This is a genomic window from Pseudomonas taiwanensis, from assembly GCF_013393345.1.
GTDB lineage: Bacteria > Pseudomonadota > Gammaproteobacteria > Pseudomonadales > Pseudomonadaceae > Metapseudomonas > Metapseudomonas resinovorans_C.
Genome location: NZ_QJRF01000034.1, coordinates 105,936 through 124,111, shown reverse-complemented (window position 1 = coordinate 124,111; position 18,176 = coordinate 105,936). Strand labels below are relative to the sequence as shown.

14 protein-coding genes are annotated in these 18,176 nt (G+C 64.4%); 2 read left to right on the top strand and 12 right to left on the bottom strand.

Going from position 1 to position 18,176, the window contains the following annotated elements:
• The coding region (locus tag DM872_RS04975; RefSeq protein WP_179058408.1) for a methyl-accepting chemotaxis protein at positions 1–1,608 on the bottom strand (1,608 nt) is incomplete at its 3' end.
• A 241-nt stretch (positions 1,609–1,849) separates the two neighbouring features.
• Between DM872_RS04975 and DM872_RS04970 the strand changes: the two genes are divergently transcribed.
• Together DM872_RS04970 and DM872_RS04965 are read left to right on the top strand one after the other, a co-directional pair.
• Positions 1,850–3,169, top strand: a complete 1,320-nt coding sequence (locus DM872_RS04970) for a Na+/H+ antiporter family protein (RefSeq protein ID WP_179058407.1) — start codon at positions 1,850–1,852, stop codon at positions 3,167–3,169.
• Positions 3,170–3,357: 188 nt separating this feature from the next.
• Positions 3,358–4,422: an AI-2E family transporter gene (locus DM872_RS04965; protein WP_179058406.1), complete on the top strand. Its 1,065-nt coding sequence runs from the start codon at positions 3,358–3,360 to the stop codon at positions 4,420–4,422.
• Positions 4,423–4,488: 66 nt separating this feature from the next.
• Here the strand turns inward: DM872_RS04965 and nuoN are convergent, their stop codons facing one another.
• The 11 genes from nuoN to nuoC form a co-directional block, all read right to left on the bottom strand.
• Positions 4,489–5,952, bottom strand: a complete 1,464-nt coding sequence (gene nuoN / locus DM872_RS04960; RefSeq protein WP_179058405.1) for an NADH-quinone oxidoreductase subunit NuoN — start codon at positions 5,950–5,952, stop codon at positions 4,489–4,491.
• A gap of 7 nt (positions 5,953–5,959) precedes the next feature.
• Entirely contained in the window at positions 5,960–7,486 is a 1,527-nt protein-coding gene (gene nuoM, locus DM872_RS04955; RefSeq protein WP_179058404.1) for an NADH-quinone oxidoreductase subunit M, read from the bottom strand.
• Positions 7,487–7,511: 25 nt separating this feature from the next.
• Complete coding sequence (nuoL, locus tag DM872_RS04950) at positions 7,512–9,359, bottom strand: NADH-quinone oxidoreductase subunit L (protein ID WP_179058403.1); 1,848 nt, start codon at positions 9,357–9,359, stop codon at positions 7,512–7,514.
• Entirely contained in the window at positions 9,356–9,664 is a 309-nt protein-coding gene (gene nuoK / locus DM872_RS04945; RefSeq protein WP_077524442.1) for an NADH-quinone oxidoreductase subunit NuoK, read from the bottom strand. The genes nuoL and nuoK overlap by 4 nt, the downstream gene beginning before the upstream one ends.
• Before the next feature lie 3 nt (positions 9,665–9,667).
• Positions 9,668–10,168, bottom strand: a complete 501-nt coding sequence (nuoJ, locus tag DM872_RS04940; RefSeq protein WP_179058402.1) for an NADH-quinone oxidoreductase subunit J — start codon at positions 10,166–10,168, stop codon at positions 9,668–9,670.
• 10 nt (positions 10,169–10,178) lie between these two features.
• Positions 10,179–10,727 carry an NADH-quinone oxidoreductase subunit NuoI gene (gene nuoI / locus DM872_RS04935; RefSeq protein WP_077524440.1) on the bottom strand — a complete coding sequence of 183 codons (549 nt, stop codon included), beginning with the start codon at positions 10,725–10,727 and terminating at the stop codon, positions 10,179–10,181.
• Between the two features lie 11 nt (positions 10,728–10,738).
• Complete coding sequence (gene nuoH / locus DM872_RS04930) at positions 10,739–11,731, bottom strand: NADH-quinone oxidoreductase subunit NuoH (protein WP_179058401.1); 993 nt, start codon at positions 11,729–11,731, stop codon at positions 10,739–10,741.
• Positions 11,728–14,436, bottom strand: a complete 2,709-nt coding sequence (gene nuoG / locus DM872_RS04925) for an NADH-quinone oxidoreductase subunit NuoG (protein ID WP_179058400.1) — start codon at positions 14,434–14,436, stop codon at positions 11,728–11,730. The genes nuoH and nuoG overlap by 4 nt, the downstream gene beginning before the upstream one ends.
• A 99-nt stretch (positions 14,437–14,535) precedes the next feature.
• Complete coding sequence (gene nuoF / locus DM872_RS04920) at positions 14,536–15,882, bottom strand: NADH-quinone oxidoreductase subunit NuoF (RefSeq protein ID WP_179058399.1); 1,347 nt, start codon at positions 15,880–15,882, stop codon at positions 14,536–14,538.
• Positions 15,879–16,379: an NADH-quinone oxidoreductase subunit NuoE gene (gene nuoE / locus DM872_RS04915; protein WP_107504067.1), complete on the bottom strand. Its 501-nt coding sequence runs from the start codon at positions 16,377–16,379 to the stop codon at positions 15,879–15,881. Before nuoE ends, nuoF begins: the two co-directional genes overlap by 4 nt.
• Positions 16,376–18,157 (bottom strand): NADH-quinone oxidoreductase subunit C/D, encoded by a 1,782-nt coding sequence (gene nuoC, locus DM872_RS04910; protein WP_153922522.1) that lies wholly within the window; start codon positions 18,155–18,157, stop codon positions 16,376–16,378. The genes nuoE and nuoC overlap by 4 nt, the downstream gene beginning before the upstream one ends.
• Between the last annotated feature and the right edge of the window lie 19 nt (positions 18,158–18,176).

Here is an 18,176-nt window from a genome sequence, read left to right as displayed (position 1 = left end):
CGCCTGCACTTCTTCCATGGCCGCGCTCATCTCGCTGGCCAGTTGCTCGATGGCGCTGGTGGTCTTGCCAATCACGCCGAGGCCTTCCTGGGTGGCATGGTCGGCGCCGCGCGCGGCTTCGGCGGCCTGGGCGGCGCTGCGGGCGACGTCCTGGGCGGTGGCGCTCATCTCGTTGGAGGCGGTGGCCACCTGGTCCACTTCGCGGTACTGCTGCTGCATGCCGGCGCTGGTCTGGCTGGCGATGGCGGCGGACTGGTCGGCGGTGCTGCGGGCGTCCTGCACCGAGCGTTTCACGTCGGCGATGATCGGTTGCAGCTTGTCGAGGAAGCGGTTGAACCAGCCGGCCAGCTCGCCCAGTTCGTCCTGGCGGGCGTAGTCCAGGCGGCGGGTCAGGTCGCCTTCGCCGGTGGCGATGTCCTTGAGCATGCTGGCCACGCCGAGGATCGGCCGGGTCACGCCACGGGCGGTGAGCCACACCAGCAGCAGGCCGGCGACGGCGGCAGCGAGGCCGATCAACAGGCCGATGAGGTTGGCGGTGTCGTTCTGCTTATCGAGTTTGGCGTCCAGCTTCAGTGCCGGCGCCAGCAGGACCTTCTCGGGGACTTCCAGCATCACGCTCCAGGGTGCGGCGGTGGGGATAGGCTTGAACGGCTGCATGACGCGCAGCATGCCGTCGTGCTCCATTTCCACGGACTTGCCGGCTTGCAGGTTGCCGACGAGCTCCGCTGCCTTATCACCAAAGGCCTTGTCCAGCTTGGCGCTGAGCAGGCCGGCATCGCGGCTGTGGCCGGCAAGCAGACCCGCCGGGCTGATGATGCTGACGTGGCCGTTGCCGTCATAGAGCTCGCGATTACCGGCGATGCTCAGTTGCTGCAGGCTTTCCAGGCTGATGTCCAGGCCCATGACGCCGACGGTCTTGCCGTTCAGTTGCAGCGGGAAGGCGATGCTGGTCATCAACACCTGACGGTCGCCCACGTTATCGAAGTAGGGGTCCAGTACGCAGGCCTGACCGGTTTTCATCGGGCAGGTGTACCAGGCGTTGTAAGGGGCGCCGCTGGGACCGGTGCTGCTGTCGGCAAGCAGTTCTTCGGTCATCGACTCGGATTCGAGCTTGCCGGGAGTCGGCTGGGCCCAATAGAGGGAGAAACGGCCCTTGTCGTTGCTGCCGAGTTCGGCCTGGTCGACGAAGAGTTCGTCCTTGCCGTCCAGGGCGTTGGGTTCGAAGACCAGGTACAGCCCCAGGATCTCCGGGTTGGCCTCCAGGCTGGTGCGCACCTGGCGGGTCAGGTCTTCGCGCAGGTCGAAGGCGTCGAGGAAGCGCTTTTCCGCCTGCTCTTTAAGGAACAGGACCTGACGCGAGAAGCCTTTGCCGTATTGGTAGCTGTCCATGAAGTAGCGCTGGATGCGGATGGCCTGCAGCTCGGAACGGGCCTGCAGGCTTTGCCGGGCACTCTGATCGAGCATCTGGCTGCTGTCAGCCTTCACCAGGCTGGCGCTGCGCTTGGACTGGTACAGCGACGACCCGACCAGCAAGGTCACGATGGCCAGCAGGCAGAGGCCAGCCAGCAGGGTGATCTTCCACTGGATGGACAGGCGATTGAACGGCATTGGGGCTTCCTTCTGTCTCGTCGGAACTTCATTCGTTGTCGGCGCGGCTGGCGATTTCTTGACGCGTAAACGACGAATAGCCGTGCGGAATGCACTAGGGTGCAATTTGCAGGCAAGAATTATGCACAGTCCGACTAATATTCCGAACGCTTTTGACAGGGACGGCCGGTTTCGGCAGAGTGCGCGCTTTTTTTCGCGGCAGAAGCCTTGGCTGGCAAGGCCGCAGGACCGAGGAGTGGCGATGAATGCGGTAGTGGCGGCGGTGGGGATCATGCTAGTCCTCAGCCTGTGCCGGGTACATGTGGTGGTGGCCCTGATCATTGGTGCGCTGGCAGGCGGCATGTTCGGTGGCCTGGGAATCGACGGGGCCCTGGCGGCCTTCAACAAGGGGCTCGGTGGTGGTGCCACCGTGGCGTTGTCCTACGCGCTGCTGGGCGCTTTCGCCGTGGCCATCGCGCGTTCCGGCCTGGCCCACGCACTGGCCGACAAGGCCCTGGCGCTGGTGGGCAGGCAGGAGGCCAACGGGGGTAACGCACTGAAATGGGTGCTGGTGGCACTGCTGCTGTGCGTGGCGATCTCCTCGCAGAACATCTTGCCGATCCATATCGCGTTCATTCCGCTGCTGGTACCGCCTCTTCTATATGTATTGACGCGTCTGGCCATCGACCGCCGGCTGATCGCCTGCGTGATCACGTTCGGCCTGATCACGCCCTACATGTTCTTGCCAGTGGGGTTCGGGAACATCTTCCTGAACGAAATTCTGCTGGCGAATGTGGTGAAAAGTGGCGTGGACGTTACCGGTGTGAATGTCACCGAAGCGATGTTGATACCGGCCCTGGGCATGGTTGCCGGCCTGCTCATCGCGGTGTTCATCAGCTATCGCGGCAAGCGCACCTATGACCTGGAGCGTATCGCCGAGGCCGAGCAGGTGAGCGTCGCCTACAACCCATTGAGCCTGGGTGTCGCAGGCGTGGCGATCGTGGCAGCCTTCGTGGTGCAGCTGTTGCTCGACTCGATGATCATCGGCGCGCTGCTGGGCTTCGTGATCTTCTCGCTGTCCGGTGTGGTGCGCTGGAAGGAGACGGACGACCTGTTCACCGAAGGCATGAAGATGATGGCGATGATCGGCTTCATCATGATTGCCGCCTCGGGCTTCGCCGAGGTGATGCGTGAGACCGGCCACGTCGTGACGCTGGTGGACACCTCGGCGGCCTGGATCGGCCACAGCAAGGCGCTCGGTGCACTGCTGATGCTGCTGGTGGGCCTGCTGGTGACCATGGGGATCGGTTCGTCCTTCTCCACGGTGCCGATCATCGCGGCCATCTTCGTGCCGCTGTGCGTGCAGCTGGGCTTCAGCCCGCTGGCCATCGTCAGCATCGTTGGTACCGCGGGTGCGCTGGGCGATGCGGGTTCCCCGGCTTCCGATTCCACCCTGGGACCCACCGCTGGCCTGAACGTCGACGGCCAGCACAACCATATCTGGGACACCGTGGTTCCGACGTTCCTGCACTACAACCTGCCGCTGCTGGCCTTCGGCTGGGTCGCGGCGATGGTGCTGTAAGGTCGCTGGATGCCATCGTCGGCGTGATCTTCCCCGTAGGAGCGAGCTTGCTCGCGAAGAGCCCGAGCGCGCTATTTCGCGAGCAAGCTCGCTCCTACACGCCCAGTAGGCGCCCGAAAAACACTTAGCACTTTCCCCGATTCGCCGCGGACTAACCCAGTAGGTCCTCTACACCCCGCGGCATTGCTATGGCTTCTCAGCGGCAACTGCACAACCGCACCCTGATTCTCCTCCTGGTGGTGGTATCGCTCGCGTTCTGCTGGATTCTGGTGCCGTTCTACGGAGCCGTATTCTGGGCGGTGGTGCTGGCGGTGATCTTCAGCCCCTTGCAGCGCGACCTGGCATTGCGTCTGGGCGGGCGGGGCAATCTCTCGGCGATGATCACGCTGTCGATCTGCCTGCTGGTTGCGGTGATGCCGGTGCTGCTCATCTGCCTGATGTTGGTGCAGGAGGGCGCCGACTTCTACCATCGGCTCGAATCCGGCGAGCTGGACATCGGCGGCTACGTCGAACAGTTCAAGAACCTGTTGCCGAATTTCCTCCAGCGCCAACTCGATCGCCTCGGCATGGGCAACCTGAACGGTCTGCGCGATCGCATCGTCAGCGGCATGCTGCAAGGCAGCCAGTTCCTCGCCACCAAGGCGTTCGCCATCGGACAGAACACCTTCGAGGTCCTGGTCGGATTCTTCGTCATGGTCTACCTGTTGTACTTCTTCCTCCGCGACGGCTACGAAGTGGCGCGCAACGTGCGCATGGCGTTCCCGCTCGGCGAGCAGCACAAGCGCCGGTTGCAGATCAAGTTCACCCGCGTGGTACGCGCAACGGTCAAGGGCAACATCGTGGTCGCCATCGTCCAGGGGGCGTTGGGCGGGGCGGTGTTCTGGTTCCTGGGCATTCCCAGCCCGGTGTTCTGGGGGGTGATGATGGCGTTCCTTTCGCTGCTACCACTGGTGGGGGCGGGCATGATCTGGGGACCGGTCGCGCTGTTTTTCATGATCAACGACGAGCTCTGGAAAGGCGTTGGGCTGGCGCTGTTCGGCATTCTGGTGATTGGGCTGGTGGACAATCTTCTCCGGCCCATGCTGGTGGGCAAGGACACTCGGATGCCGGACTACCTGGTGCTGATTTCCACCCTGGGCGGGCTGTCGCTGTTCGGCCTCAACGGCTTCGTCATCGGTCCGCTGATCGCCGCGCTGTTCGTGGCGAGTTGGGACCTGTTCACCGAAACGGGCAAGAAGGTGATGCTGCCCTAGACGCGTGCAGGTCCCCAAAAACGAAAAACCCGGCACATGGCCGGGTTTTCGTTTCTCGGGTTCCGCTTAGTGGGCGAGAGCCACCAGACCGGAGTGCTGGACCAGGTCCAGCAGCGGCTGCGGGTAGACGCCGAGGAAGAACGCCAGCAGGGCGACGAACAGCAGCATGATGCCGCCGGCGCGTTGCGCCCAGTGCAGGTCGGCGTCGTGGCGACGCAGGTTCGGCTCGACCAGGAACAGGGTGACCATGACGCGCAGGTAGTAGAACACGCCGATGGCGCTACCCAGGACCATGGCGCCCAGCAGCCACCAGAGGCCGGATTCGACACCGGCGGCGATCACGAAGAACTTGCCGATGAAGCCTGCGGTGAGCGGGATGCCGGCGAGCGACAGCATCATCACGGTGAGCACGGCGGTCAGGTACGGACGGCGCCAGAACAGGCCGCGGTACTCGTACAGGGCGTCGCAGTCACGGCCGCTGTAGGGGGTCGACATCAGGGTCACGACACCGAAGGCGCCCAGGCTGGTCAGCACGTAGGTGGCCAGGTAGACACCGATGGCCTCCACGGCCAGACCCTTGCTCGCGATCAGCGCCACCAGCAGGTAGCCGAAGTGAGCGATCGAGGAGTAGCCGAGCAGACGCTTGATGTTGTTCTGCACCAGGGCCAGCAGGTTGCCGAAGAGGATGGAGGCGATGGCGATGACGGTCAGCAGGTCGTTCAGCCAGCCGCCGGCGGTGGCCGGGGACAGCTGATAGAGACGCAGCAGCACGGCGAACACGGCGACCTTGCTGGCAGTGGCCAGGAAGGCGGCCACCGGCGCCGGGGCGCCTTCGTACACGTCCGGGGTCCAGAGGTGGAACGGAACCAGGGACAGCTTGAACGCCAGGCCGATCAGCATCATGCCGATGCCGAGCTGGGACAGCACGCTGGAGCTACCGGCGGCGGCCAGTTGGCTGAAGCTCAGGCTGCCGGCGTCGGCGTAGAGCAGGGCCATGCCGAACAGCAGGAAGGCGGAACCGGCAGCGGACAGCACCATGTACTTGATGCCGGCCTCCAGGGAACGCTTGTTGAAGAAGGCGTACGCCACCAGGCCGTAAACCGGTACCGAAAGCAGTTCCAGGCCGATGAACAGGCCGGCGAGGTGCTGCGCGGTGACCAGGACCAGGCCGCCGGCGGCTGCCAGGAGGATCAGCAGGTACATCTCTTCGCGGTTGCCCGGGTAGCCCTTGCCCGACTCACCGCCCAGGTAGGCGTGGATCAGGGTGACGCAGGCGAGGGTGCCAGCCAGGACCAGCGCCATGTAATAGGCACCGAAGTTGTCGACCATCATCAGCGGGGTCACTTCCAGGGGAGCGACCTTGAGTGCCGGGAGGATGGACAGCAGGGCGAGGTTCAGACCGATGACCGAGAGGCCGAAGGTCCAGGAGTGGTGCCGCTTCCAGGCGATGGCCAGCATCACCACGACGATGGTGGCGCAGGTGACCAGCAGCGGTAGCAGGGCGATCAGGTGTTGAGTCGTGAATTCCATAACCTACTTACCGGGCAACGAGTTGATTGACGGCGGAATCCAGCCACTGGTGCACGCCATGCATGGTCGCAGCGGAGGTATCCAGTACCGGTTGCGGGTAAACGCCGAGCAGGATCAGCAGGGCGGCGAGGCCCAGGACCATGGTCAGCTCGCGATAGCGCAGGCCTTCGTAGGCGTTTTCGTTCTTCGCCGGACCGAAGTAGGCGCGGTGGATCATGATCAGCGAGTAGACCGAGCCGAACACCAGGCCGGTAGACGCCAGGACGGCGATCCACGGTACTTGCTGGAAGGAACCGACCAGGATCAGGAACTCGCCAACGAAGTTGCCGGTGCCCGGCAGGCCGAGGGCGGCGGCGGCGAAGAACAGGCTGATGCCGGGCAGGTAGGGCATGCGGTTCCAGATACCGCCCATCTCGCGCATGTCACGGGTGTGCAGGCGCTCGTACAGCTGGCCGCACAGGATGAAGAGCGCGGCGGCGGAGAGGCCGTGGGCGATCATCTGCACGATGGCGCCCTGCAGGGCGATCTGGCTGCTGGAGTAGATGGCGATCAGCACGAAGCCCATGTGGGACACGCTGGAGTAAGCCACCAGGCGCTTGATGTCAGTCTGGGCGAAGGACAGGAAGGCACCGTAGACGATGGCGAACACACCGAGCCACTGGGCGATCGGCGCGAACTCGGCCGAGGCATTGGGGAACAGCGGCAGGGCGAAGCGGATCATGCCGTAAGCGGCGGTCTTCAGCAGAATGCCGGCAAGGTCCACGGAACCCGCGGTCGGGGCCTGGGCGTGGGCATCGGGCAGCCAGGAGTGGAACGGCACCACCGGGAACTTCACCGCGAAGGCGATGAAGAAACCGAGCATCAGCAGGTACTCGGTGCCCGGAGCGAGCTGCGCTTTCAACAGGTCGGCGTAGTTGAAGGTCAGTACGCCGGTATTGCTGTAGTTCACCAGCACCAGGCCGAGGATCGCCACCAGCATGATCAGGCCGCTGGCCTGGGTATAGATGAAGAACTTGGTGGCGGCGGTGATACGGGTCTTGCCCTTGCTGCCGCTATGACCCCAGAGCGCGATGAGGAAGTACATCGGCACCAGCATCATTTCCCAGAAGAAGAAGAACAGGAACAGGTCGATGGCGAGGAACACGCCAACCACGCCGCCGAGGATCCACATCAGGTTGAGGTGGAAGAAGCCGACGCGGTTCTGGATTTCACGCCAGGAGCAGAGCACGGACAGCACACCGAGCAGGCCGGTGAGGACGATCATCAGGATGGAGATGCCGTCCAGGGCCAGGTGGATGGTGACGCCGAAACGCTCGATCCACTGCACCTTGAACTCTTGCGCCCATACCGGATCGGTGCCGGGAGCGGGGGCCAGGGTGAAGTCGCCGGTCGCCCACAGCCAGAGGCCGAGACCGAACAGCAGGGTCATGGTGAGCAGGGCGATCCAGCGGGGCAGGGTGGCGCCGAAGCGCTCACCTTGCCAGCAGAGCAGGCCGCCGATGAAGGGAATCAGGATTAGCCAGGGCAGAATCATGACGGGCTCAATTCCTTAAGAAGATTCAGGTCAGCAGCACGGCGCCGAGCACGAGCACGGCTCCGCCGACGATGGATACGGCGTACCAGCGCAGCTGGCCGGTCTGGCTACGGCTGAGGGCGAAGTTGCCACCCTTCACTACACGCGGGACCAGGCCGATGGTGCCGTCGATGGGATCGCGACGGAGCAGGCGGCAGACCAGCAGGTAGGGTTTGACGAACAAGAGGTCGTAGAGCCAGTCGAAGCCCCAGGCGGCGAACCACCAGGCACCGAGGAAGCGGCCAGGAGCGCTCTGGGCAACGGCGCTGACGAAGCGGCGCTTGCCGAGGAAGAGCAGGGCGGCCAGCAGGATGCCCGCCAGGGCGATGGCACCCGAGGCGATTTCCAGGCTGTGCTTGGCTTCGCCACCGGCATGGCCGACGCTTTCCGGCAGCACGCCGGCCAGCGGCGGGGTGATCAGTGCGCCGACGAAGGTGGAGAGCACGATCAGCACGCTCAGCGGCAGCCAGTGGGCAACGCCATGGCCAGCGTGGGCTTCGGTCTGCGCTTCACCGTGGAAGGCGATGAAGATCAGGCGGAAGGTGTAGATCGAGGTCAGGAAAGCACCCGCCAGACCCGCGTAGAGCAGACCGGCGTGACCGCTGGCGAAGGCTTCCCAGAGGATCTCGTCCTTGGAGTAGAAGCCCGCGGTAACCAGCGGCAGGGCCGCCAGGGCCGCACCACCGACGATGAAGCTCGCGTAGGCCAGCGGCAGCTTCTTCCACAGACCGCCCATCTTGAAGATGTTCTGCTCGTGGTGGCAGGCGTTGATCACCGCACCGGAAGCAAGGAACAGCAGGGCCTTGAAGAAGGCGTGGGTCATCAGGTGGAAGATCGCCGCGTCCCAGGCACCCACGCCAAGGGCGAGGAACATGTAGCCGATCTGGCTCATGGTGGAGTAGGCGAGGATACGCTTGATGTCGGTCTGCACCAGGGCGGCGAAGCCGGCCAGGACCAGGGTCACGCCACCAACGATACCGACCAGTTCGAGGATTTCCGGGGTCAGCAGGAACAGGCCGTGGGTACGGGCGATCAGGTAGACGCCCGCGGTCACCATGGTCGCCGCGTGGATCAGCGCGGAAACCGGGGTCGGGCCCGCCATCGCGTCCGCCAGCCAGGTCTGCAGCGGCAGCTGGGCGGATTTGCCCACGGCGCCGCCGAGCAGCATCAGGGTCGCGACCCAGAGCCAGGCGTCGCCGGCCACGTACTTCTCGGGGGCCAGCTTCATCAGCTCCTGGATGTTCAGGGTGCCCAGGTGGAAGAACAGGATGAACAGGCCGATGGCCATGAACACGTCGCCCACGCGGGTAACGATGAAGGCCTTGAGGGCCGCGTTACCGTTGGGGGTGTGCTTGAAGTAGAAGCCGATCAGCAGGTACGAGCACAGACCCACGCCTTCCCAACCGAAGTAGAGGAACAGCAGGTTATCGCCCAGCACCAGGAACAGCATGCTGGCGATGAACAGGTTGGTGTAGGCGAAGAAGCGGGAGTAACCCTCTTCACCGCGCATGTACCAGGAAGCGAACAGGTGGATCAGGAAGCCGACGCCAGTGACCACGCCAAGCATGGTCAGCGACAGGCCGTCCAGGTAGAGGGTGAAGCTGGGCGCGAAGCCCGCCACGCTCATCCACTGCCAGAGCACCTGGGTGTACACGCCACCTTCCGGCGGGGCCACGCTGAACTGCCAGATGATCGAGGCGGCGACCAGGGCCGACAGGCCCACGGAGCCGACGCCGATGACGGCGGAGGTGTTTTCGGAGAAACGCCCGCGGGAGAAGGCCAGGATGAACCAGCCAAGCAGCGGGAACAGGCAAGTGAGGAATAGAAGGTTCATCCGCGCATCTCGCTGGCAGCGTCGATATCGAGGGTATGGAAGCGGCGGTACAGTTGCAGCAGGATCGCCAGGCCGATGGAGGCTTCGGCGGCTGCAAGGCTGATCACCAGAATGAACATGATCTGGCCGTCAGGCTGGGCCCAACGGGCGCCGGCGACCACGAAGGCCAGCGCGGCGGCGTTCATCATGACTTCCAGGCTCATGAGCACGAAGAGGATGTTGCGGCGCACCATCAGGCCGGTGAGGCCCAGGCAGAAGAGCACGCCGGCGACCGCGAGGCCATGTTCCAGTGGGATTGCGTTCATGGCTTATTCCTTAGCTTCGTGGCGGCCGAGGTGGAAGGCGGCGACCAGGGCTGCGAGCAGTAGCATGGACGCCAGTTCCACGGCCAGCAGGTACGGGCCGAAGAGGGCGATGCCGACTGCCTTGGAGTCCACCGTGGTGTGACCGATGGTGGCGCCAGTGGCGTTGCCGAACAGCACGTACAGCAGTTCTGCCAGCAGAATCAGGGAGAGCAGGGCAGGGCCGGTCCAGATACCGGGCTTGAGCCACTTCTTCTCCTGCTCGGCGATCGCCGGTCCGAGGTTCAGCATCATCACCACGAAGACGAACAGCACCATGATGGCGCCGGCGTAGACGATGATTTCCAGTGCGCCGGCGAAGGGGGCACCGAGGGCGAAGAAGCACATCGACACCGCCAGCAACGAGACGATGAGGTACAGCAGGGCATGCACCGGATTGGTGTTGGTGACCACACGCAGGGTGGAGACAACGGCCACACCGGCGGCGAAATAGAAGGCGAATTCCACGCGCGTCTCCTTAGGGCAGCAGGCTCTTCACGTTGATCGGCTCGGCCTCGTTCTGCGCGGCGCCTTTCGGTTTGCCGGCAATGGCCATACCCGCCACGCGATAGAAGTTGTAGTCCGGGTTCTTGCCGGGACCGGAGATCAGCAGGTCTTCCTTCTCGTACACCAGGTCCTGGCGCTTGAACTCGCCCATCTCGAAATCCGGGGTCAGCTGGATTGCGGTGGTGGGGCAGGCTTCTTCGCACAGGCCGCAGAAGATGCAGCGGGAGAAGTTGATGCGGAAGAACTCGGGGTACCAGCGGCCATCGTCGGTCTCGGCCTTCTGCAGGGAGATGCAGCCGACCGGGCAAGCCACGGCGCACAGGTTGCAGGCTACGCAACGCTCTTCACCGTCGGGGTCGCGGGTGAGGACGATGCGGCCACGGTAGCGCGGCGGCAGGTATACGGGCTCTTCCGGGTATTGCAGGGTGTCACGCTTGCGGAAGGCATGGCCGAAGATCATCACCAGGCTGCGAAGCTGGGTGAAGGTGCCATGCACGACGTGGATGATTTCTTTGATCATGGCATTACTCCTTACTGGGCCGAGGCCAGCACCAGGGCGCCGGTCACCAGCAGGTTGATCAGGGTCAGCGGCAGGCACACCTTCCAGCTGAAGGCCATCACCTGGTCATAGCGCGGGCGCGGAATGGATGCGCGCAGCAGGATGAACAGCATGATGAAGAAGCCGGTCTTCAGGGCGAACCAGATGAAGGGGATCTGCGGCAGGATGCCGAACGGGCCGTGCCAGCCGCCGAAGAACAGGGTCACGAGCAGGGCGGAGATCAGCACGATGCCGATGTACTCGCCCACGAAGAACATGCCCCATTTCATGCCGGCGTATTCGATGTGGTAACCGTCGGCCAGTTCCTGTTCCGCTTCCGGCTGGTCGAACGGGTGACGGTGGGTCACGGCAACGCCAGCGATGAAGAAGGTACAGAAGCCGAAGAACTGCGGAATGATGAACCACAGGTGCTGGGCCTGGTATTCAACGATGTCGCGCATGTTGAACGAGCCGACCTGCGCCACGATGCCCATCAGCGACAGGGCCAGGAACACCTCGTAGGAGATGGTCTGGGCCGAGGCGCGCAGGCTCCCGAGCAGGGCGAACTTGTTGTTGCTCGACCAGCCGGCGAAGAGCACCGCGTACACCGCGATACCTGCCATGGCGAAGAAGAACAGCACGCCGATGTTCAGGTCGGCCACGCCCCAGGTGGGGGTGACCGGGACCACGGCAAACGCGATCAACAGGGCGCTCATCGCGATGATGGGCGCCAGGGTGAAGATCAGTTTGTCGGCGAACGGCGGAGTCCAGTCTTCCTTGAAGAACATCTTGATCATGTCGGCGCCGAGCTGGAAAGCGCCGAACGGACCTACGCGGTTCGGACCGTAGCGGTCCTGCCACAGGCCGAGCAGGCGACGTTCTACCCAAGAGAGCAGCGCACCGCTCACGACCACCCCGAGCAGGATGACGATGGACTTGAGAACGGTGACGACGATGTCGATCAGTTCGGGCGTCAGCCAGCTCATTGCGCGGACTCCTGTACGGCAGTGACGACGGCACCGGCGAAGACGGCCGGGATGCCCGGCAGGCCGGCGGGCAGGCCGACCAGGCCGATGCCCATTTCTTCCTTGATGGCCAGCGGCAGACGCAGGGTCTGGCCGTTGACGGTCAGGGCGAGCAGGGCACCATCGTTGACGCCGAGGCGGTCAGCTTCGTCCTTGGCCAGGGCCACGTAAGGCTGCGGGATGCGCTCTTGTACCGGCGCGGCGCGGGAGCTGTTCTCCTCGCTGCCGAACAGGTGATGCAGCGGCACCGCCTGCCAGGTGCCCTGGGCCGGGTTGAAGGCAGCGTTGATGCCGAACCAGGGCAGGGACTGGCCCTTGGCCTCGATCAGGCGCACGCCCGGGTCGCCAGCGCGCAGGTGGCCACCGACTTCGTCCTGGAACTTGTTCCAGGCTTGCGGCGAGTTCCAGCCCGGGGACCAGGCGAACGGAATCTGCTGACGATCTTCCTTGGTGCCGGCATAACCTTCCATGGAGAAGGCGAATGCGGAGTCCTTGTCCTGGGGCTGACGCGGCTCGTGCACGCTGATGTTGGCGCGCATGGCGGTACGACCGCTGTAGCGGTGCGGCTCGCGAGCGAGCTTCATGCCCTTGATGCGGAAGGAGGCAGCCGGCGCGGCATCGCGGATACCAGCCAGCAGCGGGCTGCTGTCGGCACAGGCGGAAGTCACCTGGTCCAGCTGAGTCCAGTCGACGGTCTTGCCCAGCAGGGTGCTGTGCAGCGCATGCAGCCAGCGCCAGCCTTCGTGAACGAGGATGTTGGCGTCGTAGTAGGTCGGGTCGAAGACCTGGAAGAAGCGCTGGGCGCGGCCTTCCAGACTGACCAGGGTGCCGTCGCCTTCGGCGAAGCTGGCAGCCGGCAGCACCAGATGGGCGCGCTCGACGGTAGCGGTTTGCTGGTGGTCGGCAACGATCACGACCTTGGCTGCTGCCAGGGCGGCATTCACCTTGGCGGCGTCGGCGCGGCGGTACAGGTCGTTCTCGAGAACGACGACGGCATCGGCCTTGCCTGCGGTCAGGGCTTCCAGGGCGGCATCGACGGACTCGCCGCCGAACAGGGCCAGGCCCATGCTGTTGGCTTCCGGCACCACCAGGCTGAGGGAACCATTCTTCTCACGGTTCTTCAGCGCGCTGGCGATGTTCGCGGCGGCTTCGATCAGGGCCTTCTCGCCCAGGGAAGCGCCGGAGATGACCAGCGGACGCTTGGCAGCGAGCAGGGCATCGGCGATGCGCTTGACCAGTTCAGCGGCTTCGCCTTCCAGGCCTTCCACGGCCGGTGCGCTCGGGTCGATGGCGTGGGCCACGGCGAAACCGAGGCGGGCGAGGTCGGCCGGAGCGGCGTGGACGCTTTCGGCGGCGACGTCATCCAGGCGGGTGGCGGCGACGCTGGCGATGAACAGCGGGTTCAGGGCGTCCTGAGCGACGTTCTGCACGGCGGCCATGTGCCAATCCTGGATCTTCATCGAGGCGGCGATGTCGGTGGCCTTGCCCTTGACGGCCTGGCGCAGGGCCAGGGCCATGCGGGCGGCGGTCTGGGTCAGGTCTTCACCGAGGACGAAAATGGCGTCGTGCTTCTCGACGTCGCGCAGGGTGGGCACGGGCAGCGGGCCGTTCTGCAGGATGTCGCGGATCAGGCGCAGGTTTGCGAGTTCCTGGGCGGCGATGCCGGAGTAGTAGTTCTCGGCGCCGACCAGCTCACGCAGGGCGAAGTTGCCTTCGAGGCTGGCGCGGGGCGAGCCGATGCCGATCACGCGCTTGCCTTTGAGCAGCTCGGCGGCTTTGTCCAGCGCAGCGTCCAGACCAAGGTGCTGGTTGCCCAGCAGCGGCTGGCGCGGACGGTCTTCGCGGTTGACGTAGCCGTAGCCGAAGCGGCCACGGTCGCACAGGAAGTATTGGTTCACCGAGCCGTTGAAGCGGTTCTCGATGCGGCGGATCTCGCCGTAGCGTTCGCCGGGGCTGATGTTGCAACCACTGGAGCAGCCTTGGCAGATGCTCGGGGCGAACTGCATGTCCCACTTGCGGTTGTAGCGCTCGGAGTGGGTCTTGTCAGTGAACACGCCGGTCGGGCAGACCTCGACCAGGTTGCCGGAGAACTCGCTCTCCAGCACGCCGTCTTCGACGCGGCCGAAGTAGACGTTGTCGTGGGCGCCGTAGACGCCGAGGTCGGTGCCGCCGGCGTAGTCCTTGTAGTAGCGCACGCAGCGATAGCAGGCGATGCAGCGGTTCATCTCGTGGGAAATGAACGGGCCGAGCTGCTGGTTCTGGTGGGTACGCTTGGTGAAGCGGTAGCGACGGGCGTTGTGGCCGGTCATTACCGTCATGTCCTGCAGGTGGCAGTGACCGCCTTCCTCGCACACCGGGCAGTCGTGCGGGTGGTTGGTCATCAGCCATTCGACGACGCTGGCGCGGAACTGCTTGGCCTCTTCGTCATCGATGGAAATCCAGCTGTTATCGGTGGCGGGAGTCATGCAGGACATGACGAGGCGACCGCGTTTGTCGTTCTCGTCGGTGTACTGCTTGACCGCGCACTGGCGGCAGGCGCCGACGCTACCGAGCGCCGGGTGCCAGCAGAAGTAGGGGATGTCGAGTCCGAGGGACAGACAGGCCTGCAGGAGGTTGTCTGCACCATCGACTTCGAGCGTCTTGCCGTCTACGTGGATAGTGGCCATGGTTCAGTCTTCATCTGCCCGTGTGACCGGGCTTTGGCTAATGGAATCAGCGTGCGCGCGGGGCCGGGTGAGCGGCCGCCGCTGCGCGAATTCTTCTGTTCAGGCGCCGACGGGAATCGGACGCGCTGCCGGAATCTGGCTGGCGATGCCTGCCTCGAACTCCGGACGGAAATACTTCATCGCACTGCCCAGTGGCTCGACGGCACCCGGTGCGTGGGCGCAGAAGGTCTTGCCTGGGCCGAGGAAGCTGACGAGCTGCTCCAGTGTCTCCAGGTCACCCGCCTGGCCTTCGCCGCGCTCCAGGGCGCGGAGGACCTTGACGCTCCAGGGCAGGCCGTCGCGGCAGGGTGTGCACCAGCCGCACGACTCGCGGGCGAAGAACTCCTCCATGTTGCGGAGCAGGGAGACCATGTTGATGCTGTCGTCGACGGCCAGCGCGAGGCCGGTACCCATACGGGTGCCCACCTTGGCGATGCCTGCGGCGTACATGGGTGCATCCAGGTGCTCGGGGAGCAGGAAGCCGGTACCGGCACCGCCGGGTTGCCAGGCTTTCAGCTTGAAGCCGTCGCGCATCCCACCAGCGTAGTCTTCGAACAGTTCGCGAGCAGGAACGCCGAAGGGCAGTTCCCAGAGACCGGGATTCTTCACCTTGCCGGAGAAGCCCATGAGCTTGGTGCCCATGTCTTCGCTGCCCGGGCGGGCGAGGGTCTTGTACCAGTCCACGCCGTTGGCGACGATCGCTGGCACGTTGCACAGGGTCTCGACGTTGTTGACGCAGGTGGGCTTGCCCCAGACGCCGACGGCGGCAGGGAAGGGCGGCTTGGAACGCGGGTTGGCGCGACGGCCTTCCAGCGAGTTGATCAGTGCGGTCTCTTCACCACAGATGTAGCGGCCTGCGCCGGTGTGGACGAAGAGTTCGAAGTCGAAGCCGCTGCCAAGGATGTTCTTGCCCAGCAGGCCTGCGGCCTTGGCTTCATCGATGGCGCGATTGAGGTTGCGCGCCGCGTCGACGTACTCGCCGCGCAGGAAGATGTAGCCGCGATAGGCCTTGAGGGCGCGCGCGGAAATCAGCATGCCTTCCACCAGCAGGTGCGGCAGCTGCTCCATCAGCATGCGGTCCTTCCAGGTGTTGGGTTCCATTTCGTCCGCGTTGCACAGCAGGTAGCGGATGTTCATGGATTCGTCGGCCGGCATCAGGCCCCACTTCACGCCGGTGGGGAAGCCCGCACCGCCGCGGCCCTTGAGGCCGGAGTCCTTGACCTGCTGAACGATGTCGGCCTGTGCCATCTCGGTCAGGGCCTTGCGAGCAGCGGCGTAGCCGTTCTTCTGCTGGTATTCGTCGAGCCATACCGGCTGCGCGTCTTCACGCAGGCGCCAGGTCAGCGGATGGGTTTCTTCGCTGCGGGCGATGCGGTTGGCCGGGCCAATGGAGGTGAGGGTCTTCATTGGTAGGCCTCCAGCAGCTTGGCAACGCCATCAGGTTGTACGTCGCCGAAGGTGTCGTCGTCGATCATCACAGCCGGGGCCTTGTCGCAGTTGCCGAGGCAGCAGACCGGCAGCAGGGTGAAGCGGCTGTCGGTGGTGGTCTGGCCGAGGCCGATGCCGAGCTGCTTCTGCATTTCGGCAACGACGGACTCATGGCCGCCGACGTAGCAGGTCATGCTGTCGCACACGCGGATGACGTGGCGGCCGACCGGCTGGCGGAAGATCTGGCTATAGAAGGTCGCCACGCCTTCGACGTCGCTGGCGGGAATGCCGAGGATCGCGCCGATGGCGTCCGCAGCGCCATCCGGCACCCAGCCACGCTCTTTCTGGACGATCTTCAGGGCTTCGATGGACGCCGCGCGCGGGTCCTCGTAGTGATGCATTTCGTGCTCGATGGCCGAGCGCTCGGTTTCGCTGAGTACGAAACGGTCGGTCTGGATAAGGGTGCTCATGATCAGCGGTCCACGTCAGCCATTACGAAGTCGATACTGCCCAGGTAGGCGATCAGGTCTGCCACCATGCTGCCGCGGATCACCGAGGGGATCTGCTGCAGGTGGGGGAAGCTGGGCGTCCGGATCCGGGTGCGGTAGCTCATGGTGCTGCCGTCGCTGGTCAGGTAGTAGCTGTTGATACCCTTGGTCGCCTCGATCATCTGGAAGGCTTCGTTGGCCGGCATGACCGGGCCCCAGGAAACCTGCAGGAAGTGGGTGATCAGGGTCTCGATATGCTGCAGCGTGCGCTCTTTCGGCGGCGGCGTGGTCAGCGGGTGGTCCGCCTTGTACGGGCCTTCCGGCATGTTCTTGAGGCACTGGTCGATGATGCGGATGCTCTGGCGCATTTCTTCGACGCGGACCATGCAGCGATCATAGGCGTCACCGTTGTGGGCCAGCGGCACTTCGAACTCGAAGTTCTCGTAGCCGGAGTAGGGGCGTGCCTTGCGCAGGTCGAAGTCGCAACCGGTGGAGCGCAGGCCAGCACCGGTGACGCCCCACTCGAGGGCTTCCTTGGTGTTGTACTGGGCGACGCCGATGGTACGGCCACGCAGGATGCTGTTCTGCAGGGCGGCCTTTTCGTATTCGTCGAGGCGCTTGGGCAGCCATTCGACGAATTCTTTCACCAGGCCATCCCAGCCGCGCGGCAGGTCGTGGGCGACGCCACCGATGCGGTACCAGGCCGGGTGCAGGCGGAAACCGGTGACGGCTTCGATCACCTTGTAGGCACGCTGGCGGTCGGTGAAGGTGAAGAACACCGGCGTCATGGCGCCCACGTCCTGGATGTAGGTACCCAGGAACAGCAGGTGGCTGGTGATCCGGAAGAACTCGGCCATCATCACGCGGATGAAGTCGACGCGCTGCGGCACCTTGATGCCGGCGAGCTTCTCGACCGCGAGGACGTACGGCAGGTTGTTCATCACGCCACCGAGGTAGTCGATACGGTCGGTGTACGGAATGAAGCTGTGCCAGGACTGGCGCTCGGCCATCTTCTCGGCACCGCGGTGGTGGTAACCGACTTCCGGCACGCAGTCGACGATCTCTTCGCCGTCAAGCTGCAGGATGATGCGGAAGGCACCGTGGGCGGAAGGGTGGTTCGGGCCGAGGTTGAGGAACATGTAGTCCTCGTTCTCGCCGTGGCGTTTCATGCCCCAGTCTTCCGGGCGGAAGCGCGCAGCTTCTTCTTCAAGCTGGTGCTTGGCCAGGGTCAGGCTGAAAGGGTCGAATTCGGTGGCGCGCGCCGGGTAGTCCTTGCGCAGCGGGTGTCCTTCCCAGGTGTTGGGCATCATGATCCGCGACAGGTGCGGATGGCCGGCGAAGGTGATGCCGTACATGTCCCAGACTTCGCGCTCGTACCAGTTGGCGTTCGGCCAGATACCGGTGACGGTAGGCAGGTTGAGGTCGCCCTCGGACAAGGCCACCTTGATCATCACGTCACTATTACGCTCCAGCGACATGAGGTGGTAGAACACCGTGAAATCGGCGTTCGGCAGGCCGCGGCGCTGGGTGCGCAGGCGCTCGTCCACGCCATGCAGGTCGTACAGCATGACGTAGGGGCGCGGGAGGTTGCGCAGGAACTTCAGGACGTCGATCAGCTTGTCACGGGCGACCCAGATCACCGGCATTCCGGTACGGGTCGACTGGATGGTCAGGCTTTCGGCGCCAAAGCGGGAATTGAGCTCTACGACGACGTCTTGGTCGTCAGCCTTATAAGGCGGAATAGACAGAACGGTGTCTGCAGTCATGGTCTCGGTCGCTATCGGT